Source organism: Azospirillum brasilense (genome assembly GCF_005222205.1).
In the GTDB taxonomy this organism is placed as follows: Bacteria; Pseudomonadota; Alphaproteobacteria; order Azospirillales; family Azospirillaceae; genus Azospirillum; species Azospirillum brasilense_G.
Window position 1 is genome coordinate 557,108 of record NZ_CP032349.1, and the last position, 25,146, is coordinate 582,253.

Here is a 25,146-nt window from a genome sequence, read left to right on the forward strand (position 1 = left end):
GAGGGGATTCACGTCACCACGTCATGTTGACGGTCAGCAGAGCCGTCCGCCCCTCGGCGTAGCCGCAGGAGAACTGGGTCTGGCAGCTCGCCACATACTCCTTGTCGAACAGGTTGGTGACCGCGAGATTCACGCCCCAGGCGGCGGGCTTGTAGCCGATCCGCGCGTCGAAGACGGTGGCGGCGGGAACCTTCAGCGTGTTCTCGTTGTCGGCCCAGGACGAGCCGACGTAGCGCACGCCGCCGCCCACCGACACGCCGTCCAGCGTGCTCTCCCGGAAGGTGTAGTCGAGGAAGGCCGAGCCCTGGACCTGCGGCACGATGTAGGGGGTCTTGCCGATCAGCGCCGGGTTGGCGTCCTTCTTGATGTCGAGGTCGAGCGCGGTGAAGGAGGCGACCGCCTTCAGGTTCGGCGTGATGTTGGCCTTGGCCTCAAGCTCTATGCCACGCGAATTGACCTCGCCCAGCTGCGTCTCGGCGTTGAAGGGGCCGGTCACCACGTTGGTGCGCGTCAGGTCGAACAGGGCCGCGGTGAAGATGGCGTCCATCCAGGCCGGGCGGTACTTGACGCCGACCTCGTACTGCTGGCCCGTCTCCGGCTTGAACACGCCGGCCGCCGCCGACGATCCCAGAATCGGGTTGAAGAAGGTCGACGCGCTGACATAGGGCGTCACGCCGTTGGCGAACTCGTAGGCCAGACCGGCGCGCCCGCTGAACTTGCCGTCCTTGCCGTCGTAGGCGGGCGTGCCGTCGGCGTCGGTCGAGGCGATGTCATAGCGCCCGTTCAGCGTCACCAGGAAGCCCTGGCCGAAGCGCATCTGGTCCTGGAGGTAGACGCCGAGCTGACCCATCGTCAGCTCCTGGTCGATGTAGGAGAAGCGCTGGCCCTGCGCGGCGCCGTAGACCGGATTGGTGGCGCTGATCGGCGTGGCCGAGCCGGACGCCTGCACCTGATCCATCTTGAAATACTTGTAGTCGACGCCGACCAGCGCCGTGTGGGCGACCGGCCCGGTCTGCCACTTGGATTCGAGCTGGTTGTCGATCAGGAAGGTGTTGACCTTGGTCGTGTGCTCGAAATTGATGCGCGACAGAAGGTTGTCCGGGTCGGTCGGCACCGCTGAGAAGCCGTTGTAGCCGAAGGGGTAGACCGAGACCTCATGGACCCGGCTGTAGCCGTAGCGGGCGTTCTGGCGGAAGGTCAGGTCGTTGTCGAAGCGGTGCTCGAACTCGTAGCCGATGGAGGCCTGACGGCGCCGGTAGGTATCGATGTCCGGCTCGGTGAAGTTGGATTTGCGGTCGATGCGCCCGAAGGGGGCCGGCTTCACCGTGCCGACATAGGGCAGAAAAGCGCCGCCGTTGTGCGTCTCGTCGATGTCGGTGTAGTTGCTCAGCACCGTCAGCGTGCTGCGCTCGTTCGGCGACCACTTGAAACTCGGCGAGATGGTGCCGCGGAAGCCGTCCGCGAAGTCGGTGTAGCTGTCGCCGCCGGCGATGCGCCCGGTTAGACGGTAGCTCAGCGTCGGGTCGATGGCGCCGCCGACGTCAACGCCGAGATGGGCGGTGCCGTGCTGGTTGATCCCCGCCTCGACCGAGCGCACCGGCGTGTCGCCGGGCCGCTTGGTGACGTAATTCACCAGACCGCCGGGGTTGCTGCCGCCGTAGAGGACGGAGGAGGCGCCGCGCAGCACCTCGATCCGCTCCAGCGTGTAGCTGTCCACGAACTGGCCGCCGAAGCCGTAGCTGTAGAGCTGGAGCCCGTCCTGGTAGACGCCGGTCTGGGTCGCCTGGAAGCCGCGGATGAAGATCCAGTTGGTGTCGCTGTCCGGGCCGAAGGGCTGGCTGAAGACGCCGGGGGTGTAGCGCAGCGCCTCGTCCACCTTCTGCGCGCCGCGGTCGTCCATCTCCTCGCGCCCGATCACCGAGACGGATTGCGGCACCGCCTCCAGCGGGATGTCGGTCTTCGACCCCGTGGCCGAGCGGCCGGGAACGTAGCCGCGGACCGGGCTGGTCGCGGTGTCGGTGCTCCGGCTGCCCTCGACGGTCACCGGCGCCAGGACCGCCGGGGCGGTGGCGTCCTGCGCCTGAGCGAGCGCCGGCGCCAGCAGGGCGACGAGCGCCGTGCCGTTCAAGAGGAAGCGGGTCAGTCGCTTGTTCGAAATATCACTCATCGCAATCGGCCTCGGACTGTATGCGGCATCCGCGAAACGCCTTCGGACCGGCGGGTCCCGAAGAGCCTGCGTTGTTGCGAATGATTAGCATGTGCATGAAGCGGCGCGATTGAACGGTCTTTGGACGGGTTGGACGATCTTCCGGCATTCGTCGGTCCCAAGGGCGAGGCGGGCGATGCCCGGCTCAACCGCACTGGTTGCGCAGCCACGCGGCGGGGGTGGTGCCGACGATCTGGCGGAAGACCCGCGTCAGGTGCGCCTGATCGGAGAAGCCCGCCATCACCGCGGCGGCCGCCAGCGTCATGTCCGATCCGGTCAGCAGGCTCTTGGCCCGTTCCACGCGGACCCGCATCTGCCATTTGTGGGGTGGAAGGCCGGTCGAGGCCTTGAAGGCGGTGCAGAAATGGGTGGTGGACAGGCCGGTCAGCTCGGCCAGCTCCTGAAGGCGGATGGGACGGCCGGAATGCTCCTCGATGTAATCAGTGACGCGCCTCAACAGGCGCGGCGGCAGTTGCCCGCGTTTGCGGTCGGCGACGGGCTCGGCCTGCGTGAGGCCGACGAACAGCGCGGCCATCAGGCTCTCGCCGTAGAGGTCGTGCAGGTTCGCCGACGTCCGGCATTCCGCGGCGATCAGGCGGGCCAGCGCGAACAGGCGTTCGTCCGCGAAATTCAACCGCGGCCGGTCCATGCCGCGGACGTCCAGCCCCTCCGCGACGCGGCTCCCCAGCACGGACATGTCGAAATGTAGGTCGAGATGGGTGAGCCGGCGGACGTTCACCGTGCGCGACCACACCCGCAGGCCGGCGGGCACGAAGCTCAGCGGCTCGCGCCGGCCGAGCCGGCCGGCCTCGCCGCGGCCGGGCGAGGCCGTCACGTGCAGGCCGCCATCGCCCACCTGATCGAGGACGACGACCAGCCGCGGGGCCTCGGACACATACTCGCCCTGGCCGTTCTGGTCGCAGGCGACGTTCCAGATGTCGGCGATCATCCCATTCCAGGCGCGCCACTGAAGGTCACCCAGGATGGTGATCCCTTCCGTGCTGCTTTGCATTCTGGGATGGAACGGCATGGATCGGCCTCCCAGCCACCGGATTGAACGGACCCCCGGAATCCTCCCCCGAGCCGCCAGACCTATAGGGCAAAAGGCAATTGCGAACAAGTCGCATTCTTACTTGTGCCCCCTGGCCAGCCCACGGCGAGGGTGCGCAAGCGCGCGACGGGTCACGGCAGGAGGGTTTCGGTTGACCCTGATTTTCCGGTTACATCAACCCTTCCTGCAGGGCTTGGTGGACGGTCCTCACGGTCGGGCGAAAGCCGAGACGGCGCGCGAGGGACGCGTCGACGTGCAGATGCCAGGGATGCGGGAGGGGCTCGGAACGCGACGCCAGTCTCGTCTCCAGCACGCCGGCAAGTTCGTGGATGGACATCGCCGCGTCGTCCGCAACATTGACGACGCGCCGATCGAACACCCCGTCCAAAGCAAGATTCATCGCCGTGGCGATGTCGCGGTGATGGATTGTGCTCATCCGTTGCGCGGGATGCCAGTCGCCGACGTATTTCGGCAGCGCTTCGAGATGCCCGTCGCCATCGCCGTACACGAATGGGAAGCGGACGATGGACCAGGTCAGGCCGCTGTCCCGCAGGGCGTTTTCCGCCGCCACCTTGCTCGCGGGATAGGCCTGTTTCGGATCGACCGGGTCGTCCTCCCGTCCGGGATGCGGGTTGTCGATGGTGTAGACATGGCTGGTGCTCGACAGGATGAAGCGCGCCTCCGGGGCTTCCGCTTTCGCCGCGGCGATCAGGTTGCGGGTTCCTTCAAGGTTGCTCCGCCAGATAAGGTCCGTATCCTGGGTGCGGAAGACGGCCGCCAGATGCACGATCGCCGAGACGCCCCGGACGGCGTCCGGCAGAGTCGACGGGTCGAGAATGTCGCCGGTCACGGCGGTCGCTCCGGCGGGGCAGGGTTTTCCGGCCCGCAGCAGCAGTCGGCAGGACCGTCCCGCTTCGATCATTCGCGGGACGAGCCGCTGACCGACAAGCCCCGTCGCTCCGGTGACCAGGATCGTCATCGGTTCATTCCTTTCGCAAAAGATTTTGCAGGCGTTCGGTCGCCGTTTGCAGGACACGGATCGTCGTGGCCAACTCGGCCACGTCGATGCCGCCGAACGCGGCGTCGTGGATGAACGAAAGATCGGGGAGTTCACGCCACAGGGCTTCGCCCGCGGCGGTCAGCGTGAGAAGACGCTGGCGCTGGTCGTCCCCGCTCGACGTCTGGTGAACCAGCCCCTTGCGGACGAGCGTGGCGACGATTCCGCTCAAGGTCGCCCGTTCGAGTTCGAGCGCCCGCCCGAGATCGCGCTGAACGGTTGGGCCGACATGCGCCAGATGCCAGAGCACATACCATTGCGTCGACCCCAGATCGTACGGCCGCAGGGTCGCGTCCATGAGAGCGCGGCCCGCGAGGTAGCACCGCTTCGTCCACGCTCCGACGGTTGGATGCCCGGCGTCGCTCCGTTGATCCATAACGCACAAGCTCCCCATTATTCGTTCGCTACCTAGCGATATTTGCAAGGTAGCGAACGAATTGTCAAGAGGGGCGCGTGCGTTGCCTTCAGCGGTTGGCCGTCCTGTCGGCGAGGGCGGCGCGGTCGATGACGTCGTACAGCTCCAGGTCCTCGCGGGCGATGCGGTGCTTGAGGGCAGTCACGACCTCGCGCGTCTCACGGACGAAGGTCTCCGGGTCCTTGGACACCGCCAGCGGGCCGGGCCAACTCGCCCGGTAGCGGTCGAAGCGCGCCCGCAGGCTGCCCATTTCGGCCTGGAAGCGCGCCGCCGTGGCACGGAGCGCCGGGGTCGGGTGGGCCAGAAGACGCGGGTAGAGCGCGCTGTCTTCCAGTGACAGGTGGACGGTGAACACACCGAACAGGTCGCGGACCGCCGTGGCGAGGGCGGCGGCGTTCTCCACCGGGGACGGCGCCGCCAGCAGGGAATCGATCCGCTCGACGAGCTGCCCGACGGTGGCGTGGTGATGGCGGTACAGGGTGGTGCTGATGGCTGCGCTGGACATGACGGAGTCTCCAACCGGGGCCGCCGACGGATGGGCGGTGCTTGAAGACGAGAGTGCCGGTCGGGCCGGCGCCGATCGTTGCGCCAGAGCAAGCTGGGGAGGGGCAGGCGAAAAAACGACGTGGCGGGGAGCGGGGCGCTCGGCCCCGGCTCCCCGCCACGCTGAAGGCGATGGTGCCCTCGGAAGCGGTCAGTCGTCCCCGTGCCCGTGGGCGAGCGCCGGACCGGTCGGCATCGCCGCCGCCGGCTTCCCGGCCCCGACCATCGTGCGCAGCAGGACGTAGAAGACCGGGGTCAGCAGCAGACCGAACAGGGTGACGCCGATCATCCCGGAGAACACCGCCACGCCCATCGCGTGGCGCATCTCGGACCCGGCGCCGGTCGAGGTGACCAGCGGCACCACGCCCATGATGAAGGCGATGGAGGTCATCAGGATGGGCCGCAGCCGCAACCGGCTGGCCTCGATGGCGGCCTGGACCACGCTGCGCCCCTGATGCTCCAGCTCGCGGGCGAACTCGACGATCAGGATGGCGTTCTTCGCCGACAGGCCGACCAGAACCATGAAACCGATCTGCGTGAAGATGTTGTTGTCGCCCCCCGTCAGCCACACCCCGGCCAGCGCCGACATCAGGCTCATCGGCACGATCAGCAGGATGGCCAGCGGCAGGGTCAGGCTTTCGTACTGGGCGGCCAGCACCAGGAAGACGAGCAGGATGCTGATGGGGAAGATCCACAGCGCCGCGTTGCCGGCCAGGATCTCCTGATAGGTCAGGTCGGTCCATTCGAACCGCACGCCGCGCGGCAGGGTCTCCTGGGCGATGCGCTCCGCCGCCGCCTGCGCCTGGCCCGACGAATAGCCGGGGGCCGGCCCGCCGTTGATGTCGGCGGCGGTGTAGCCGTTGTAGCGCACGACCATCTCCGGCCCGTAGCTCTGCTTGACGGTGACCAGCGAGGAGAGCGGCACCATGTCGCCCTGGGCGTTGCGCGTCTTCAGCAGGCCGATGTCGGCGGATTCGGCGCGGAAGGGCGCGTCGGCCTGGACGCGGACCTGGTAGACGCGGCCGAAGCTGTTGAAGTCGTTCACATAGAGCGAGCCCAGATAGATCTGCATGGTGTCGAACACCTCGCCGATCGGCACGCCCTGCTGCTTGGCCTTCACGCGGTCGAGATCGACGTCGAGCTGCGGCACGTTGATCTGGTAGCTGGAGAAGGCCGGCCCCAGCTCCGGCGTTTCCATGGCCTTCTTCAGGAAGGAGCCGACCGCCGCGTTCAGCGCCTCGTAACCCAGCGCGCCGCGGTCCTCGATCTGCATCTTGAAGCCGCCGAGCGTGCCGAGGCCCATCACCGGGGGCGGCGGAAAGATGGCGACGAAGGCTTCCTTCAGGCCGGCGTAGCGCTTCTGCAGATCACCGGCGATGGCGGCGGCGGAGAGCGACGGGTCCTTGCGCTCGGCGAAGGGCTTCAGCGTGACAAAGACGATGCCGGCGCTGGAGCTGTTGGTGAAGCCGTTGACCGACAGGCCGGGGAAGGCGACGGCGCTCTGCACGCCGGGGCGGGCCAGCGCGATGTCGGTCATCTCGCGGATCACCGCCTCCGTGCGGTCGAGCGAGGCGCCGTTGGGAAGCTGGGCGAAGCTGATGAGGTATTCCTTGTCCTGCGCCGGGACGAAGCCCATCGGCACGGTGCGGCCGAGCAGCACGGTGACGCCGAGCAGCCCGACATAGACCAGCATCATCAGCCCCTTGTGCCGCACCACCCCGCCGACGCCGCGGCCATAGCCGGTCGAGGCGCGGTGGAAGACGCGGTTGAACAGCCGGAAGAAGCCGCCGAAGACCTTGTTCATGGCGCGGGTCAGCCAGTCCTGCGGCTGGTCGTGGCCGCGCAGCAGGACCGCCGCCAGGGCCGGCGACAGGGTCAGCGAGTTGAAGGCGGAGATGACGGTGGAGATCGCGATGGTCATCGCGAACTGCTTGTAGAACTCGCCGGTCAGGCCGCTCATGGCCGCCAGCGGCACGAAGACGGCGACCAGCGTCAGCGCGATGGCGATGATCGGGCCGCTGACCTCCTGCATGGCGCGGTAGGTCGCTTCCTTGGCCGACAGGCCGTTCTCGATGTTGCGTTCGACGTTCTCCACGACGACGATGGCGTCGTCCACGACGATGCCGATGGCCAGCACCATGCCGAACAGCGACAGCGCGTTGATCGAGTAGCCCAGCGCCAGCATCAGCGAGAAGGTGCCGACGATGGACACCGGCACCGCCAGCAGCGGGATGATCGAGGCGCGCCAGGTCTGCAGGAAGACGATGACCACCAGCACGACCAGGGCGACGGCCTCCAGCAGCGTGTGGATCACCGCGTCGATGCTGGAGCGGACGAACTGCGTCGGGTCGTAGACGATGCTGTAATCGACGCCGTCGGGCATGTCGGCCTTGAGGTCGGCCATGGTCGCCCGGATGGCGTCGGAGATGGCCAGCGCGTTGGCGCCCGGCGACTGGTTGATGCCCAGCGCCACCGCCGGCTTGTTGTCGAGCAGCGAGCGCAGGCCGTACTGCGCCGCCGCCAGCTCCACGCGGGCGACGTCGCGCAGCAGGGTGACGCCGCCCTGCTCGCCGGTCTTCAGGATGATCGCGCCGAACTCCTCCGGCGTCGTCAGGCGGCCTTGCGCGTTGATCGAGAGCTGCAGGGGCGTGTCGGGCAGCGATGGTGAGGCGCCGATGACGCCCGCCGCGACCTGGACGTTCTGCTCGCGGATCGCCGCCACCACGTCGGACGCGGTCAGGCCGCGCTGCGCGACCTTGTTGGGGTCGAGCCAGACGCGCATGGAATAGTCGCCGGCGCCCCACACCTGCACCTCGCCGACGCCGGAGATCCGGCTCAGCCGGTCCTTGACGTTCAGGATGGCGTAGTTGCGCAGGTAGGTCATGTCGTAGCGGTCGTTGGGCGACAGCAGATGCACGACCATGGTCAGGGTGGGCGAGCTTTTGACCGTCGTCACGCCCAGCCGCTGCACGTCCGACGGCAGGCGCGGCAACGCCTGCGCCACCCGGTTCTGCACGAGCTGCTGCGCCTTGTCCGGGTCGGTGCCCAGCCGGAAGGTCACGGTCAGCGCCATGTTGCCGTCGCTGTTGGCCTGCGACTGCATGTACAGCATGTTCTCGACGCCGTTGATCTGCTCCTCCAGCGGGGAAGCGACCGTTTCGGCGATGACCTTGGGGTTGGCGCCCGGGAACTGGGCGCGCACGACGACCGACGGCGGGACGACCTCCGGGTATTCGGAGATGGGCAACTGGAACAGCGAGATCGCTCCCGCCAGGAACAGCGCCACCGACAGCACGCCCGCGAAGATCGGGCGGTCGATGAAGAATTTCGAGATGTTCATGATGGCCTTCCCAGCGGACGGCATGGAGTTTGGACGCAAGGCCCCCTCCCTCCCGCTCCTGGCGGAGCGGGGCCCTCCCTCCCCCGCTGGGCGGGAGAGGGGCTGCGACGGACTCCCTCTCCCGCGCAGCGGGGGAGGGTTGGGGAGGGGCCGGCTGTTACTGGTTCGCGGCGGTCTCGATGGCGTCCGCCGGCTTGCCCATCGCCACGGTCTTCGGGCTGATGCGGGCGCCGGGGCGGGCATGCTGGAGGCCGTTGACGACGATGCGCTCCCCGGCGGCGAGGCCGCTCTTGACCACCCGCAGCCCGTTCTGCGCAGCGCCGGGGATGATCTCGCGGTACTGCACCGTGTCGTCGCCGCCGACCACCAGGACGAATTTCTTGTCCTGGTCGGTGTTGATGGCGCGGTCCTCGACCATCAGCGCGTCGTGAGGGGTGCTGCCGCCGACCTTGACGCGGGCGTAGAGGCCGGGGACCAGCATCCCGTCCGGATTGTCGAACTTGGCGCGCACGCGGATGGTGCCGGACACGGAATCGAGGCGGTTGTCCACATGCTCCACCGTGCCGCCGCGCGAATAGCCGCTCTCGTTGGCGAGGCCGAGCTGGACCGGCACGTCGGCGGCGTCCTTCACGTTGGCGATGTGGCGCAGGTAGGTCTGTTCGTCGACGTCGAAGGAGGCGTAGATCGGCGAGACCGAGACCAGCGTCGTCAGCGGGGCGGCGGAGGCGCCGGACGCCACGACGTTGCCCACCGTCGCCTCGGCGCGCGAGACGCGGCCGGAGATCGGGGCGGTCACCTGGGTGTGCTCCAGGTCGATGCGGGCGAGGTCGAGGGCGGCCTGCGCCGCCTTTAGGTTGGCGACCGCCTCGCGGGCGGCGTTCTCCTTCTCGTCCAGGGTCTGGCGCGAGACCGTGTTGTTCTGTACCAGCCGCTGGGCGCGGTCGAGATCGGCGGCGGTGAAGCGCACCGCGGCCTGCGCGGCGGCGACCTGGGCCTCGGCGCGGGCGACCTCGGCGACGTGGGGGCGCGGGTCGATGGTGAAGAGGGGATCGCCCTTCTTCACCAGGGCGCCGTTGCGGAAATGCACGGCGGTGATGGCGCCCGACACCTGCGGGCGCACCTCCACCCGGTCGACCGCCTCCAGGCGGCCCGAGTAGGACTGCCAGTCGGTGATCTTGCGGGCGACGACCGGCGCCACGTCCACCTCGGGCGGCGGCGGGGCGGCGGCAGACGCCGCGGGGGCGTCGGCGTGGCCCTGGGTGGCGACGACGCCGGCGACACCGGCGGTCGCGGCGCCGACGGCGAGAAGGAGGGCGAGCTTCGAAGGAGACAACGACATGGGACCACTCTCCTGGGGAGTCAGACGGGGACGCCGCGGCCGTCCGCGGAGGACAGGCGGCGGCGGAAAAAGTCGGCGACCGCCAGCAGCGCCGGGCGATGGCCGGGCAGGGCGGCGTGCGAAATGGCGGGGAAGCGGGTGACCTCGGTGGGCACACCGGCTCCGATCAGGTTGGCGGCGTACTGCTCCGCCTCGATGCGCAGGACGTCCTTTTGCGCGGTGACGATCAGCGTCGGCGGCAGGCCGGCCAGCCTGCGGGAATCCAGCGGTGCGGCATAGGGGTGCACGCGCTGCGCCGCGTCGGGCAGATAGGCGCGGTAGCAGCGGGCGTAGGCGGTGGCTGGAACGTCGCACTGCATCGCCTGGGCGTCGCCGGCGCGGGTCAGGCTGGGGTCCAGCATCGGGCCGAGCAGGGCCTGGGCGCGGATGTCCACCTCGCCCTGGTCGCGGGCCAGGAAGGTCAGCGAGGCGGCGACATGGCCCCCCGCGTCGTGCCCGGCGACGCCCAGCCCGCCCTTGGCGATGTTTAGGTCGCGGGCTTCGGCGAGGGTCCACAGGGCGGCCTGATGGGCGTCGTGGGCGGCGGTGGGGAAGCAATGGGCCGGGGCCAGGGAGTAGCCGACCGAGACGACCAGCGCCGGCACGCTCTCCGCGATGGCGGCGGCGGCGGTTTCCGCCTCCTCCAGCGAACCGGAGGTGAAGCCGCCGCCGTGCAGGTAGATCAGGGCCGGGACGGTCAGCCCGATCAGCGGCCGGTAGAGCCGCAGCCGGATGTCCTGGGCATGGCCGGCGATGGTCCGGTCATCGACCGAGAGCCGGCATGGCTCCGTTCCGGTACTGCGTGTGTTCGACTGATCCGACGAGCGGCCCATGATCCGACGGTGCCCCGGCACCCCTCCCGCATTGCAACAGGAGGGAGTGTGGGCGTTTGGCCGGTCGGAATAAATATGCGGTCAACGGCAACACAATTCGGATCGGATGAACAATCCGATCCACATGAGGCCCGGCTCACACCACGCAGAGACGGGTACCCTCCGGTTCCGCAGTGGCGGGAGCCGGCTTGGGCTTTTCCCGCTCCGGGCACTCGTAGCCGTCGATCTCCTCGCCCTGCATCAGCGGGCAGCCCTCGAACAGTTCGGCGACCCAGTCGACGAAGGCGCGGACCTTGGGCGACAGGTGGCGGTTGTGCGGGTAGAGCGCGGAGATCGGCATCAGGGCCGGGCGCCACTCCTTGAGGATCTCCACCAGGGCGCCGCTGCGCAGGTGGGGCAACGCCATGAAACGCGCCGTCTGCCCGATGCCCAACCCCTCCAGCGCGCAGGTGACGTAGGCGTCGGCGTCGTTGACCGAGACCGGGCCGTTCAGCCTCACCTCGTGGATGACGCCGTCGCGCTCGAAGCTCATCTCGTGCATCTTGCCGGTGCGGGTGAAGTAGTTGACCGCGGTGTGACCCTCCAGTTCCTCGAGGGTCCGGGGCGTGCCGTGGCGGGCGAGATAGGCCGGGCTGGCGACGGTCACCGGGCGGAAGGCGCCGACCCGGCGGGCGATCAGGCTGGAATCCACCAGATCGCCGACGCGCAGCACGCAATCCACCCCCTCCTGGATCAGGTCGATGGGGCGGTCGCTCATCCCGATCATGATCTCGATGTCGGGGTAGCGGGCGTGGAACTCGTGGATGGTCGGGATGATGATGAGCCGCCCGACCGAGCCCGGCATGTCCACCCGCAGCCGCCCGCGCGGTGTCTTGCGGGCGCTGGTGAAGGAGGTCTCGATCTCCTCCAGGTCGGAGAGGATGCGGGTGGCGCCCTCCAGATAAGCGGCGCCGTCGAGCGTCAGGCTCAGCTTGCGGGTCGTCCGCTGGAGCAGGCGGACCCCGAGGGCCGCTTCCAGATTCTGGATGGTCGTCGTCACCGAGGCGCGCGGCAGGCCCAGCGTGTCGGCGGCCTTGGTGAAGCTGTTGACCTCGACGACGCGGACGAAGACGCGCATCGCGTGCAGTTTGTCCATGGTCGGTCCATCGACGCAGTGGGGACGGTCCGGCCCGTGTTTGGATAGACCCAAACGGAGCGGGCCGGGCTGCGCCTATCTAAGCACAGCCCGGCCGGAAGTCGATGGGGCTTTGGTGGGGCGGGACGGCAGTCGCTTTGGTTGTCCCCTCTCCCCCCTGGGGAGAGGGTTAGGGTGAGGGGGGTGCGCTTTTGCCGGACGTACCGCTACGCGCATCCCCCTCACCGGCCCTTCGGGCCACCCTCTCCCCGGAGGGGAGAGGGCTAAAACAGTCGATGCGCTTGCTGCGGGCAGGCTCCCTCAGGTGGCCGGCACCGGCTTGGCGGCCGGGGCGCGGCCCAGCGTCGGGACCAGCAGCGCGGCCCCCAGGCAGAGCAGCCCGGCGATGAAGAAGGCCGGCAGATAGCTGTCCAGCGTGCTGCGGGCATAGCCGGCCCCGAAGGCGGCGCAGGCGGCGCCGATCTGGTGCCCGGCGAAGACCCAGCCGAAGACGAGGTTGGCGCGCTCCCGCCCGAAGCGCTCCGCCGTCAGCCGGACGGTCGGCGGCACGGTGGCGATCCAGTCCAGCCCGTAGAACACCGCGAACAGAGACAGGCCGTAGAGCGTGAAGTCGGAATAGGGCAGGAACAGCAGCGACAGCCCGCGCAGCCCGTAATACCAGAACAGGAGCCAGCGGTTGTCGTAGCGGTCGGACAGCCAGCCCGAGGCGACCGTGCCGACGAAGTCGAAGATCCCCATCAGCGCCAGCAGGCCGGCGGCCCGCACCTCCGGCACGCCGAAATCGACGCAGAGCGGGATCAGGTGGGTCTGGATCAGCCCGTTGGTGCTCGCCCCGCAGATGAAGAAGGTGGCGAACAGCACCCAGAAGACCCGCGTCTTCGACGCGTCGCGCAGGGCGCCCAAGGCGGCGGCCACCACCGATCCGGCGGGCGGCGGCGGGGCGGTCGCCGCGCCCTCCTCGCCATAGGCGGCCAGCCCGAGGTCGGACGGACGGTCGCGCATCAGGGCGAGCACGGCCAGCGCCGCCACCCACAGCAGCCCGCACAGCAGCGCCAGCGCGACGCGCCAGCCCATCTGCTCGGTCAGCATCGACAGCAGCGGCATGAAGACGAGCTGCCCGGTGGCCGAGCTGGCGGTCAGCAGGCCGACAACCAGCCCGCGCCGCCGGCTGAACCAGCGCGTCGCCACGGTGGCGCCCAGCACCATCGCGGTCAGGCCGGTGCCGAAGCCGACGACGAAGCCCCACAGCAGGATCAACTGCCAGACCTCGCGCATGGCGAGCGACAGCAGCAGCCCGCCGCTGACCAGCGTCAGCGAGGACAGCACCATCCGCTTGACGCCGTAGCGGTTGATGAGCGCGGCGGCGAACGGCCCCATCAGGCCGAACAGCAGCAGGCGGATGGCGAGCGCCACCGAGATGTCGGCGGTGGACCAGCCGAACTCGCGTTGCAGAGGCAGCAGGAGGACGCCGGGGGCGCCGACGGCACCCGCCGACACCAGCATGGTCAGGAAGGTGACGCCGACGACGGCCCAGCCGTAATGGACGTTGCGCCGCGCCAGCGCGGCGGCAATGGGGGAGGACAGCATGGGTGTGCTTCCGGTTGGGCGGACAGGGTCAGACGGACCGTTCGACCGCGATGGCGGTGGCTTCGCCGCCGCCGATGCACAGGGACGCGACGCCGCGGCGCAGCCCCCGCGCGGCCAGCGCGTGCAGCAGCGTCACGATCAGCCGCGCGCCGGTGGCGCCGATCGGGTGGCCGAGCGCGCAGGCCCCGCCGTTGACGTTCAGCGCGTCGCGGGGGATGCCCAGATCGCGCTGCGCCGCCATGGCGACGACCGCGAAGGCCTCGTTGATCTCGAACAGATCGACGTCGCCCACACCCCAGCCGACGCGGTCGAGGAGCTTGCGGATCGCCGGGATGGGGGCCGTGGTGAACCAGGCCGGGTCCTGGCTGTGGGTGGCGTGGCCCAGGATGGTCGCCATCACGGGCAGCCCCTCGCGCTCGGCCAGCGAGCGGCGGGTGAGCAGCAGCGCCGCCGCCCCGTCGGCGTTGGCCGAGGAGCTGGCCGCGGTGATCGTGCCGTCGCGGCGGAAGGCCGGCTTCAGGGCAGGAATCTTCTCCGGCGCGACCTTCAGCGGGTTCTCGTCGTCGGCGACGGTCCGCTCGCCACCTTTGACGGCGAGAGTGACGGGCGCGATCTCCGCGGCGAAGGCGCCGCTCGCGATGGCGGCGCGGGCGCGGGTCAGCGTCTCGACGGCGTAGGCGTCCTGCTCGGCGCGGGTGAAACCGTAGAGGTCGGCGGTCGCCTCGCCGAAATCGCCCATCGGGCGCCCGCCCTCATAGGCGTCCTCCAGCCCGTCGAGCATCAGGTGGTCGAGGATGCGGTCGTGCCCGATGCGGTAGCCGCCGCGCGCCTTGGCCAGCAGGTAGGGCGCGTTGGACATCGACTCCATGCCGCCGGCGACCACGAGGTCGGCGGAGCCGGCGCGGATCAGGTCGTGGGCGAACATCGTCGCCTTCATGCCGGAGCCGCAGACCTTGTTGACGGTGGTGGCGCCGGTGGCGTCGGGCAGACCGGCGCCGCGCGCCGCCTGCCGGGCCGGCGCCTGCCCCTGGCCGGCGGGCAGAACGCAGCCGAGCAGAACCTCGTCCACGCGCTCCGGCGCTACCCCGGCGCGGCTCAGCGCCGCGCGGACGGCGTGGGCGCCCAGCGCGTGGGCGGGCAGAGCCGACAGCTCCCCCTGGAAACGGCCGAGCGGCGTGCGCGCGGCGGACACGATGACGACAGGGTCCGTTGCGTCCATGATCGCGAACTCCTTTATGGGATGGGGATCACTGCACCGTCAGGCCGCCGTCGACGTTGATCGACTGGCCGGTGATGAAGGACGCGGCGTCGGAGCACAGCCAGACCACGGTGTCGGCGACCTCGCGCGGCTGGCCGACGCGACCGACCGGGTGCAGCGGGCCGAGCGCCGCGTTGACCGCCTCCTCCCCGCCGAAGGACCCGGCGCTCATCGGCGTCTGGATGATCGCCGGGCAGACGGCGTTGACGCGCACGCCGGACTTGGCGACCTCGATGGCGACGCTGCGGGTCATGCCCTCGACCGCCGCCTTGCTGGCGGAATAGACGCTGTTGCCGGCCAGCCCGATCTGGCCCAGCACCGAGCCGGTGGACACGATGGCGCCCTTGCCCTGCCGCAGCATGATCGGCAGCTCGTGCTTCAGGCACAGCCAGACGCCCTTGATGTTGACGGCGACCATGCGGTCGAAGTCGGCCTCCGTCGTGTCGGCCACCGACCGGCCGAAATGGATGCCGGCGTTGTTGAAGGCGTAGTCGAGCCGGCCGTGGTCCCGCTCGATCCGGGCGAACAGGGCGGCGACCTCCTCGGCGTCGGCGACGTCGGCCTGGACGAAGACGGCGCGCCCGCCGGCCTGCCGGACGAGGTCCACCGTCTCCAGCCCCTCCGCCTCGCGCCGCCCGGTGACGATGGCCGTGGCGCCTGCCTTGGCGAAGGCCACCGCCGTCGCCCGCCCGATGCCCGAGGTGCCGCCGGTGACCAGGGCCACGCCGCCGCTCATATCCGTCATTGTCCTCTCCATGCTCGCTGGGCTATGATGATGGTCATCATGAATGGACTTATTCATGACGTCCATCATGAATATCGGCCGAAGCCCCCACGATGGAGGCGTGGCAGCCATGCACAGGGTGACGACGTGAAGGTTTCCAAGGAAAAGGCGGCGGAGAACCGCGCCGCCATCGTCAAGGCGGCGGGACGCCTGTTCCGCGAGCGCGGATTCGACAAGGTCGGGGTGGCGGAGATCACCAAGGCCGCCGGGCTGACCCACGGCGGCTTCTACGGCCATTTCGCCTCGAAGGACGCGCTGGCCGCCGAGGCGTGCGAGGCCGCCTTCACGGAAAGCCTCGACCGGCTGCCCGCCGACGAGGAGTCGCCCGAGGGAGCGCTCGACGCCTTCCTGACGCGCTACCTGAGCGACCGGCACCGCGACCGTCCGGACGCTGGCTGCCCGATGGCCGCCTTCGCCGGGGAGGTGGCGCGGCAGGACCCCGCGGTGCAGGAGCGCTTCGGCGCCGGTGTCGAGCGTTTCTTCGAGGCGGTGGAGAAGCGCCTGCCGGAGAGGGACGGGGAGGGTGACGCCGGCCGCCGCGACCGCACCATCGCCATCGTGTCGGCCCTGGTCGGCGGCATGGCGCTGGCCCGCGCCACCGCACCGACCGAACCCGAGCGGTCGGCGGAGATCCTGGCGGCGCTGCGCCGTCAGCTCGGCGTCCTGGGGGACGGCGTGGGAAATGGCGGGGCGTGAGCCCGCCGGTGCTCAGCGCACCAGCGCGACCGGCTCGCCGCTGTCCGGATGGGGGATCACCGCCATCGGCACTCCGTAGACGGCGCCCAGCCGGTCGGGCGTCATGATCTCGGCCGGGGTCCCGCGGTCGATCAGCCGCCCGCCCTGCAGGGCGACGATGTCGTCGCAGAAGCGCGCCGCCATGTTCACGTCGTGCAGCACCGCGACGACCCCGATGCCGCGCTCGCGCGACAGGCGGCGGACCAGGGCCAGCACCTCCACCTGATGGGCGACGTCGAGCGCCGAGATCGGCTCGTCGAGCAGCAGGCAGCCGGCGTCCTGCGCGATCAGCATGGCCAGCCACACCCGCTGCCGCTCGCCGCCCGACAGGCTGTCGACCAGCCGGTCGGCGAAGGGCGCGGTGTCGGTCAGCGCCAGCGCCTCCTCCACCTTGCGGGCGTCCTTCGCGCGGAAGGCGCCGAGCGCGCCGTGCCAGGGATAGCGGCCGAGCGCCACCAGCTCGCGCACCAGCAGCCCGGACGCCGCGGGCATGTGCTGCGGCAGGTAGCCGATGCGGCGGGCGAGCGCCCGCTGCCGCCAGCGGTCCAGGGGCCGGCCGTCGAACAGCACCCGCCCGCTGCTGGCCGGCTGCTGGCGGGCGAGGATCTTCAGCAGGGTTGATTTGCCCGAGCCGTTGTGGCCGATCAGCGCGGTCACCCGGTGGGGGAAGAGGTCGCAGGACGGCAGGTCGAGAAGGAGGCGCTCCGGCAGGGCGAAGCGCACCCCGTCGAGGCGGAACATCGGCTCCATGGCGGGCGTCATGCCGACGTACCCGGTGGGGTGCGCCGCCAGTAGGCGACGGCGAGCATGCGGTCGCGGTCGATGCCGCATCCCCGCAGATGCTCGCGCAGCCGGGCGAGGTCGTCGAACTCGCAGGCGACCCAGGCGAACAGGGTGGCGCTGTCCGCGGGGAGGGGCAGGGCGCGCACCGCCTCGACCAGCGGGCTGGCCGTCCCGGCGTTGCGGCGGTGCAGCCAGCGGATGGCGACCCCTGCGGGGGCCTGGAGCGGCAGTTCGTCCGCCGCGTCCTCCACCTCGATCAGGGCGGTGCCGCGGGCGTCGTCCGGCAGCTCCTCCAGGATGCGGGCGATGGCGGGGAGGGCCGTCTCGTCGCCGGCCAGCAGGTACCAGGAGGCCGGGGAAACGCCGAGCCCGTAGGGGCCGGACATGCCGCAGAGGTCGCCGGGCCGCGCCCGCCGGGCGAAGTCGGCGCCGGGGGCCTCGCCGGAATGGCCGTCATTATGGCCGTCATCATGGTGGTCGTCCTCGTGCAGGACGACGTCGATGTCCAGCTCGCCGGCGTCGGCGTCGACGCGCCGCAGGGTGTAGTAGCGGACCGCCGGCCGGCGCTCGGGGTCGGGCAGGACCGGCCGCCCGTCGGGGCCGGGGCGCGGCCAGGACGGCACCTCCAGCCCCGGCGGCGGCAGATAGAGGCGGACATGCAGGTTGTCCGACGTCGCGAAGCGGCCGAGGTCCCGGCCGCGGAAGGTGATGCGGCGCAGGCGCGGGGTCAGGTCGCGGACGGCGGCGACGCGGATTTCGCGGAAATCGGCGAACAGCGCCCCGGTCTCGACGTCGCCGGTCCAGACGATCGCCGCGTCCTCCCCGAGCAGGCCGAGCAACTGCTCGGTGACGGAGCCGCGGAACCGCTCCAGAAGCCCTCGGTCGTCCGACTCCGCCCGCAGGCGCAGCGCGTCCGTGCCAACGGTCAGCGTCAGGCGGCCGAACGGCCCGTCCGTCGTCAGGCGGTTGCCGTCGCGGGTGAATGTCAGGCCGTAGGGCTCGGAGGCGGCGACCAGCCAGTCCGCGGCGGCGGCGGGGGTGCCGGGGAGGAGGTCTTGGGGAATCGCGGTGTCGCAGTGGAAGCGGGTCATCAGCGCCGTCCCAGAAGCCAGAGGAGAAAGGGGCCGCCGATCACGGACGCGAGCAGCCCGGCCGGCACTTGATAGGGGAAGATCACGCCGCGTCCAAGCCAGTCGGCCGCCAGCATGACCAGCCCGCCGAGCAGGGCGGAGCCGAGGAGATGGGCCGCCGCCCGCTGCAGGCCGAGCATGCGGGCGAGGTGCGGCCCCATCAGCCCGACGAAGCTCAGCGGCCCGACGATCAGCGTCGCCGCCGCGGTCAGCAGCGCCGACAGGCTGAACAGGACGGCGCGGCTGAGCGGCGGGCTGACCCCCAGCGCCGCCGCCACCCCGCCGCCGAGCGGCAGCAGGTCGAGCCATCGGGCGACGAAGGGGACGGCGGCGACGGCGATCCCGGCCAGCAGCAGCGCCGCCAGCGCGTCGGCCGGGCCGACCATGTAGGTCGAACCGGACAGCCAGGTGACGAGCGTCTGCAGGCGCGGGTCGTGCCCGGCCATCAGGACGGCGACGACGACCCCGGAGATGGAGCTGGTGGCGATCCCGGCCAGCAGCAGCCGGTCGGGCGAAAAGCCGTCCCTGTGGCCGAGCGCCAGCATCGCCGCCAGCACCGCCGCCGCTCCCGCCCCACCGGCCAGGATCTGGGCGCCGCGGCTGGGGGTTTCGGCGGAGAACATCAGAACGATCACACCGAGGATCGCGCCGGAGGACACGCCGAGGATTTCCGGCGCCGCCAGCGGGTTGCCGGTCATCCGCTGCAGCGTGGCGCCGGCCACCGCCAGCATCGCCCCGCCGGACAGCGCGGCGAGCGCCCGTGGCAGGCGCCAGGGCTCCACCGCGGCAAGGGCGCCGCCGGCACTCCACTCCCAGCCGTCCGGACCGCGGCCGGCGGCGACCGCCGCCCACAGGGCCAGCGGCAGCAGCAGGGCGCCGCCGGCGAGCAGCAACGCCGGGCGGTGCGCCCGCGGCGGCGGCGCAGCAGCGGCGATGACCGGCGGTGCCGCCGTGCGCAGGCGGGGCAGCAGCCACAGCAGCATCGGCACGCCCAGCACCGCGGTGACGGCGCCGGTCGGCAGTTCGCGGTAGGTGACCGGGGCCAGCAGCACCAGGGCGTCGGTCGCCCACAGCAGGGCGCCGCCGCACAGCGTCGCCCAGAGCAGGCGCGGACCCAGCCGGCGGGCGCCGGCCATGCCGACGATGGTCGGGGCGGCCAGCCCGACGAAGCTGACCACGCCGACGGCGGCGACGCTCAGCGCCGCCAGCATCACCGCGATCACCAGACCGGCCAGCCGGGCGCCCGCCACCGACAGGCCCAGGCTGCGCGCCCCGCCCTCGCCGAGGCCGAGCAGGACCAGCGGGCGCAGCACCAGCGCGGCGGCGAGCGCCAGCACCGTCAGCCGCGGCGCCAGGAAGGCGGCCACGCTCCAGTCCTGCTGGTCGAGGAAGCCGGCGCCCCACAGGAACAGGCCGATCAGCAGGTCGTGATTGAACAGCACCATCACGCCGCTGACCGACCCGGCGTAGAGGCTGAGGACGAGGCCGGCGAGAACGACGGTGACCGGCGACAGCCCCTTGCGCCAGGACAGCGCCAGCAGCGCCGCCGCCGACAGCCCGGCGCCGGCCAGCGCCACCCATTCCCGCCCCAGCGCCAGCGCGTCGGGCAGCCACAGCGTGGCGACGGCGAGCGACAGGTGGGCGCCGGCGGAGATGCCCAGCGTGGCGGGCTCGGCCAGCGGGTTGCGCAGGACCTGCTGCAGGATGGCCCCGGCGAGTCCCAGCGCCGCCCCGACCAGCAGGGCGACCGCGAAGCGCGGGAACAGGACGTAATGGGCGGCGAGCTGGTCGAGCCGCCCCGGGTCGGGAGCGACGAGCGCCCGCCCCCACAGCCCGGCCGGCAATTGCCGCTCAAGGACGAGGGCGGACACCAGCCCGGCCAGCAGGAACAGGCCGATGACCGGCCAGGCGGGGCCGAGGCGGCGGGACGGGGGTGCCATCGCGGTGTCAGCCATGATGCGGGGCAAGCCCTTCGCCGAGCAGGCGGGCGAAGCGCTCCGCCGCCGGGACGCCGCCGTAGAACAGGATGGGCGGCAGGATGGTGACCCGGCCTTCGCGCAGGAAGGGCAGCCCCGCGAACAGAGGCAGGGCGGCCAGCGCCTCCAGCGCCCGCCCGCCCTCGCTGCCGATGTTGACCAGCCCGGCGTCGGGACGCCCGGCCAGCCGGTCCATGGTCACCGTGGCGTGGCCGTAGGGGCCGCTGGGGCCGGTCCAGGCGTTCGCGATCCCCAGCCGGTCGAGGACGTCGTGATAGAGGCTGTTGCGCCCGTGGATGAGGACGCGCCGCCCGTCGAGGACGCTGAGGATGTGGAGCGGGCGCGGCTCCCATCCGGACAGCCGGTCGCGCGCCGCCGCCAGCGCGCGGTCGAGCCGGGCGACCGCCTGTTCCGCCGCCTCCGGCACGCCGAGGCCGGCGGCCAGCCCGCGCAGCGACGCGATGGCGAAGGCGAGTTGTCCACCGGGTTGCCCATCCCCGTCGGACCGGGTGTCGAAGGGCGGGTGGAGGGTGACGGGGGCGATCCGCTCCAGCCGGCCCTGCACCGCCGACAATGTGCCGTCGCTGACGAACCGCGCCGGCGCCAGCCGGTCGAGCAGCTCCAGGTTCGGCTCCGCCCGCGCGCCGATGTCCGGGACGCCGTCCGGCACCGCCGGTTCGACCACGGCCCGGCGGTAGCGGTCAAGCTCGGGCAGGCCGCGCGGAACGATGCCCAGCGCCAGCAGCGCCTGCGCGCTCGTCCAGTCGAGCGCGCAGAGTCCGCCGTCCGTCCTTCGCTCCGCCGACCATGCGCCGCCGGCCATCAGGCCGGCAGGGAGCAGGGCGGCAGGCAGCAGGGCGGCGGTGCGGAGGACGCGGCGCCGGCCGACGGTGCCGTTGATGCCGGGCATCGGGGAGGCCTTACCAGCTGTACTTCAGCGTCGCCAGGATCTGGCGGCGGTTGCCGTACAGCACGGTGTTGTCGTAGAAGCCCGGCGAATAGTACTTTTTGTCGGTCAGGTTGCTGACGTTGAGCGCGGCGCTGGCCCCCGCCAGCTCCGGACGCAGGGCGCCCAGGTCGTAGCGGATGGCGGCGTCGATCAGCGCGTGCTCGGGGATGCTCGCGGTGTTGGCGATGTTCTTGGACGAGCCGACATAGCGCACCCCCGCCCCGAGACCGAGACCGTCCAGCGGCCCCGCCTTGAAGGTGTAGTCGCCCCAGGCCGAGGCCATGTGGCGCGGAATCCCCTTCGGCCGCAGCCCGACCGAGCTGGTGGAGGAACCGACGGCGGGGTTGTCCTTGGTGATCTCGGCGTCGATGAAGGCGTAGGAGGCGATCAGGCTGAACGCCTCCGTCAGCGCCATCTTGCCCTCCAGCTCGACGCCGCGGCTGCGGATCTCGCCCTCCTGCACGGCGTAGCCGCTGTAGAGCGGGTCGTTGGTCGACACGTTCTGCTGGGTGATGTGGTAGAGCGAGGCGGAGATGAAGCTGTTCCAGCCCGTCGGCTGGTACTTCACGCCCACCTCGTACTGCGTGCCGGTGGTCGGCTTGAAGGTGCCGCCGCCGCGTTCCGGCGCCAGCGTGCCGGTGCTCGGCTGGAACGAGGTCGCGTAGCTGACGTAGGGCGCGATGCCGTTGTCGAAGACGTAGCCGAGGCCGGCGCGCCCGGTGAAGTCGTGGTCGCGCGTGGTCTGGAAGCTGTTGGAGAGGTAGTCGACCTCCTTGCCGACCACCCAGTCCTGACGGCCGCTGAGCGTCAGGATCCAGTTGTCGTAGCGCAGCTGGTCCTGGAGGTAGGCGCCGATCTGCGACAGCTTGCTCTTCCCGTTCACCCAGGGGTCGGCGTAGATGAACTCCGTCCCCGGATAGGTCGGGTTGAAGATGTCGACGACCAGCGAATTCAGCGTGTTCCGCCGCGTCTCCTTGCCGGAGTAGTAGCCGTAATCGACGCCGGCCAGGATGGTGTGCGAGATCGGGCCGGTGGTCAGCCTGCCCTGGATGTTGCTGTCGATCAGGTAGGTGTCGGTGTTCTTCGGGCGGTCCTGCAGCCCCACCGGGTAATAGCGGCCGTCCACCAGCTCGACCGGCCATTCGGTGCTGAAGGCGGACTGGAAGCTCACCCGCGAATGCATGTAGCGGGCGTTCTGGTGGATCGTCCAGCTCGGGCTCAGCTCATGCTCGACCTCGTAGCCGATCGACGTGTTCTTCACCCGCCAGTCGGACACGCCCGGAACGCCGAAATAGAGGTCGGTGCCGATGAGGTCGAGCGCGCTGCGCGGGATGCTCTGCTCCGACCCGCTCATCTTCAGCGACTGGTAGCTGGCGAGCAGGGTCAGCTTGGTCCTGTCGGTCGGCTTGAAGGTCACCGCCGGCGCGATGTAGAGGCGGTCGTCCGGCGCGTGGTCCACCTGGGTGTCGGACAGGCGGCCGAGCCCGGTCAGGCGGTAGAGCACCTTGCCCTCACCATCGACCGGCCCGCCGAAATCGAAGGCGGCCTGACGGCGCTTGTAGCTGCCGGTCTGAAGCTGGATTTCGTGCAGTGGGGTCGCGGTCGGCCGCTTGGTGGTCAGGTTCACCACGCCGCCGGGCGAGGTCTGGCCGAACAGGACCGACGAGGGTCCCTTCACGACGTCGACGCGCTCCAGCCCGTAGGGCTCGAAATTGGTGTCGTAGTTGTTGAAACCGGCCCGCAGGCCGTCGCGGTAGATGCCGAACAGGCTGAAGTCGCGGAAGCCGCGCATCGAGAAGTCCGGGGCGCCGGGGCCGCCCGGATAATCGACCACGACGATGCCGGGCGAGTAGGCGACAGCACCGGCGAAATCCTGCACGGCGCGCTGGTCCAGCTCCTCGCGGGTCACGACGGAGATCGTCTGCGGAATCTCGACGAGCGGCGTGTCCACCTTGGTGCCGACGGCGCTGCGCGTTGCGACATAGCCATCGGTGCCGCCGACAACGCCCTGGACGGTGAGCGGGGCGAGAACCGTGGCGTTGCCGGCCGATCCGCCACCGGCCTGTCCGGCGTCCGGCTGCTGCGCCAGGGCGGTTGGCTGGTGTGCCAAAGCCGCCATTCCGGCCATCGTCGTCGCCAGCAGGAAAGCCTTCAGACGTCCGCGCTTGCCCGTCGCCGGACGACCGGCCGGTCCGGCCAGCCCAACCCCAATCTCCATCTCCAATCCCCCGAATGACGCTCGATCCGGCGGGTTCCGCGTCCTGCGAAACCCGTCTCCTGGCTCTAAGACGAAGGGGGTAGGCGGAACTTAAGGGGATTTTTCCGCCGGTGTGAATTTTTCCTGGGCGACCGTTCCGGCGGTCAACCGGAGCAGATGGTCGGCCACGTCGAAATAGCGGTCGTCGTGGGAGATGACGATGATCGTCTTGCCCATCGCCTTCAGGCTCGGCAACAGCTCGGTGTAGAAGATCCGGCGGAAGGCCGGGTCCTGGTCGGCAGCCCATTCGTCGAACACCAGCACCGGCCGTCCGTCCGTCCAGGCCTGGAGCAGGGCCAGCCGCTTGCGCTGTCCGGTGGACAGGTCGGTCGTGCTGAACACCCCGTCGACCAGACTGACCTTGTGGGCGATCTCCAGCCGCTCCAGATAGGCCTGGGCCTCCTCCGGCACGTTACCGCCCGCCTGGATCAGGTCGTCGAACAGGAAATAGTCGGCGAAGATGGTGGTGAAGAGCTGTCGGTAGTCGTCGCGCGTCTCCGGCGTCACCGGCCGGCCGTTCAGCAGGATGTCCCCGTCCTGCGGGGGGTAGAGGCCGAGCAGCATCTTGATCAGCGTGGTCTTGCCGCAGCCGTTCTCGCCGACGATGAACAGGATCTCGCCGCGCCCGACCCGCAGCGACACGGGGCCGAGCATAAAGGGCTCCACGCCCGGCCCGGCCGGCGGGTAGGCGTAGCGGACGTCGCGCAGCTCCAGCGAGCCGATGGTTTCGGACGGGCGACCGTCGTCCTTCATCAGCAGATGCGGCTCCGGCGAGGCGAAGGCCGCCGACAGCTCGGCGATGCGGCGGAAGGCGACCTGGGCGCGGCTGACGATGGGCAGTGTGCCGATCAGATGCTCCAGCGGCCCCTTCATGTAGAGCAGGACCAGGATGAAGCCGCTCAGCGTCGCCCGGTCGGTGCTGGGCCACATCGCCTCGACGCCGAGCGCCACGCCGATGACGATGAAGAACAGCGTTGAGCCGAACCCCTTGGCGACGACGAAGAGGGTGATCGAGCGGATCTGGACCTCGTAAATGCGGTCGATGGTCCCGCGCAGCGCCTCGCTCTGCAGGCGCAGGCGGCGCGGCCGGTTGATGCGCAATTCCTTCGCCCCTTCCGCCAGCGAGCGGTAGTGCTTCTGCAACTCGTCCTCGTGGGCGCGGGCTTCCTGGAAGCCCTCGATGCCGCGGCCGCGCGCGGCGTACTGCACGGCGCTGCCGATCAGGATGGCCGCCGCCGTCGCCAGGAACATCGGCCAGGACAGCAGCGCCAGATAAACGAGGCTGCCCAGCGTGACGCTGAGCGACACCGCCAGCGGCGCGAAGACGAAGGCGAAGTCGCTGATGGTGTCCACGTCGTGGGTCAGCACCGGGATCAGGCGGTGGCTGCGGTAGCGCTCCAACTGGTCGATTGGTGCTGTCAGGATGCGGTCGCCCAGATCCTTGCGCAGCCGCGCGATGACCCGCTGCCCGATCCGGTTGGTGCCGATGTCGGAGAGAACCGAACCGGCCAGCGCCAGGGCGCACAGCCCGGCGAAGGCCAGCAGGAGCCCCGCGCCGGGGCTGTCCCCGGCGTGCAGGATGCGGTTGATGGCGGCCAGCAGCCCGGTCACGCTGAGCCCGCCCAGCACCCCCAGCAGGGTGGCGGCGGCCAGCAGCGGCCAGAAGGGGCGCAGGAGGTGGAGCAGCGCGGCAAGGCTGGAACGGGGGGGCGTCGGCATCGGCTTTCCT

Annotated in this window: 19 protein-coding genes; 1 reads left to right on the plus strand and 18 read right to left on the minus strand. The window is 70.5% G+C overall.

Annotated features, from left to right (window positions below; genetic code table 11):
- Positions 1-13: 13 nt before the first annotated feature.
- The 12 genes from D3869_RS31690 to D3869_RS31745 form a co-directional block, all read right to left on the minus strand.
- A complete protein-coding gene (locus tag D3869_RS31690; protein ID WP_137143557.1) occupies positions 14-2,167 on the minus strand; it encodes a TonB-dependent siderophore receptor in 2,154 nt (717 codons plus the stop codon).
- A 184-nt stretch (positions 2,168-2,351) separates the two neighbouring features.
- Positions 2,352-3,236: an AraC family transcriptional regulator gene (locus D3869_RS31695; protein WP_137143558.1), complete on the minus strand. Its 885-nt coding sequence runs from the start codon at positions 3,234-3,236 to the stop codon at positions 2,352-2,354.
- A gap of 190 nt (positions 3,237-3,426) precedes the next feature.
- Entirely contained in the window at positions 3,427-4,236 is an 810-nt protein-coding gene (locus D3869_RS31700; RefSeq protein WP_137143559.1) for an NAD-dependent epimerase/dehydratase family protein, read from the minus strand.
- 4 nt (positions 4,237-4,240) lie between these two features.
- Positions 4,241-4,690 carry a MarR family winged helix-turn-helix transcriptional regulator gene (locus tag D3869_RS31705; RefSeq protein ID WP_137143560.1) on the minus strand — a complete coding sequence of 150 codons (450 nt, stop codon included), beginning with the start codon at positions 4,688-4,690 and terminating at the stop codon, positions 4,241-4,243.
- An 88-nt stretch (positions 4,691-4,778) separates the two neighbouring features.
- Complete coding sequence (locus D3869_RS31710; RefSeq protein ID WP_137143561.1) at positions 4,779-5,234, minus strand: hemerythrin domain-containing protein; 456 nt, start codon at positions 5,232-5,234, stop codon at positions 4,779-4,781.
- A gap of 189 nt (positions 5,235-5,423) precedes the next feature.
- Entirely contained in the window at positions 5,424-8,612 is a 3,189-nt protein-coding gene (locus D3869_RS31715; protein WP_137143562.1) for an efflux RND transporter permease subunit, read from the minus strand.
- Between the two features lie 157 nt (positions 8,613-8,769).
- Positions 8,770-9,951, minus strand: coding sequence for an efflux RND transporter periplasmic adaptor subunit (locus D3869_RS31720; protein WP_137143563.1), 1,182 nt, complete (start codon positions 9,949-9,951; stop codon positions 8,770-8,772).
- Positions 9,952-9,971: 20 nt separating this feature from the next.
- The gene (locus D3869_RS31725) at positions 9,972-10,823 is read right to left on the minus strand and encodes an alpha/beta hydrolase (protein WP_137143564.1); all 852 of its coding nucleotides are present in this window, start codon (positions 10,821-10,823) and stop codon (positions 9,972-9,974) included.
- 136 nt (positions 10,824-10,959) lie between these two features.
- Positions 10,960-11,958 (minus strand): LysR family transcriptional regulator, encoded by a 999-nt coding sequence (locus tag D3869_RS31730; RefSeq protein ID WP_137143565.1) that lies wholly within the window; start codon positions 11,956-11,958, stop codon positions 10,960-10,962.
- Positions 11,959-12,258: 300 nt separating this feature from the next.
- Positions 12,259-13,545: an MFS transporter gene (locus tag D3869_RS31735; RefSeq protein ID WP_137143566.1), complete on the minus strand. Its 1,287-nt coding sequence runs from the start codon at positions 13,543-13,545 to the stop codon at positions 12,259-12,261.
- A gap of 28 nt (positions 13,546-13,573) precedes the next feature.
- Entirely contained in the window at positions 13,574-14,767 is a 1,194-nt protein-coding gene (locus D3869_RS31740) for an acetyl-CoA C-acyltransferase (protein ID WP_137143567.1), read from the minus strand.
- A 25-nt stretch (positions 14,768-14,792) separates the two neighbouring features.
- Complete coding sequence (locus D3869_RS31745) at positions 14,793-15,548, minus strand: SDR family oxidoreductase (protein ID WP_109067882.1); 756 nt, start codon at positions 15,546-15,548, stop codon at positions 14,793-14,795.
- Positions 15,549-15,674: 126 nt separating this feature from the next.
- On the opposite strand from D3869_RS31745, the gene D3869_RS31750 reads away from it, so the two are divergent.
- On the plus strand, positions 15,675-16,283 hold the full coding sequence (locus tag D3869_RS31750; protein ID WP_137143568.1) for a TetR/AcrR family transcriptional regulator: 609 nt from the start codon (positions 15,675-15,677) through the stop codon (positions 16,281-16,283).
- Between the two features lie 12 nt (positions 16,284-16,295).
- On the opposite strand, the gene D3869_RS31755 is transcribed toward D3869_RS31750, so the two are convergent.
- The 6 genes from D3869_RS31755 to D3869_RS31780 form a co-directional block, all read right to left on the minus strand.
- Positions 16,296-17,084, minus strand: coding sequence for an ATP-binding cassette domain-containing protein (locus tag D3869_RS31755; RefSeq protein WP_137143569.1), 789 nt, complete (start codon positions 17,082-17,084; stop codon positions 16,296-16,298).
- Complete coding sequence (locus tag D3869_RS31760; protein WP_137143570.1) at positions 17,081-18,196, minus strand: siderophore-interacting protein; 1,116 nt, start codon at positions 18,194-18,196, stop codon at positions 17,081-17,083. The genes D3869_RS31755 and D3869_RS31760 overlap by 4 nt, the downstream gene beginning before the upstream one ends.
- Positions 18,196-20,190 (minus strand): Fe(3+)-hydroxamate ABC transporter permease FhuB, encoded by a 1,995-nt coding sequence (gene fhuB, locus D3869_RS31765; RefSeq protein WP_247896087.1) that lies wholly within the window; start codon positions 20,188-20,190, stop codon positions 18,196-18,198. Before fhuB ends, D3869_RS31760 begins: the two co-directional genes overlap by 1 nt.
- Entirely contained in the window at positions 20,183-21,121 is a 939-nt protein-coding gene (locus D3869_RS31770) for an ABC transporter substrate-binding protein (protein WP_137143571.1), read from the minus strand. The genes fhuB and D3869_RS31770 overlap by 8 nt, the downstream gene beginning before the upstream one ends.
- 10 nt (positions 21,122-21,131) lie before the next feature.
- Positions 21,132-23,378, minus strand: a complete 2,247-nt coding sequence (locus tag D3869_RS31775; protein WP_137143572.1) for a TonB-dependent siderophore receptor — start codon at positions 23,376-23,378, stop codon at positions 21,132-21,134.
- Positions 23,379-23,468: 90 nt separating this feature from the next.
- Positions 23,469-25,136, minus strand: coding sequence for a cyclic peptide export ABC transporter (locus D3869_RS31780; RefSeq protein ID WP_137143573.1), 1,668 nt, complete (start codon positions 25,134-25,136; stop codon positions 23,469-23,471).
- Positions 25,137-25,146: the final 10 nt, after the last annotated feature.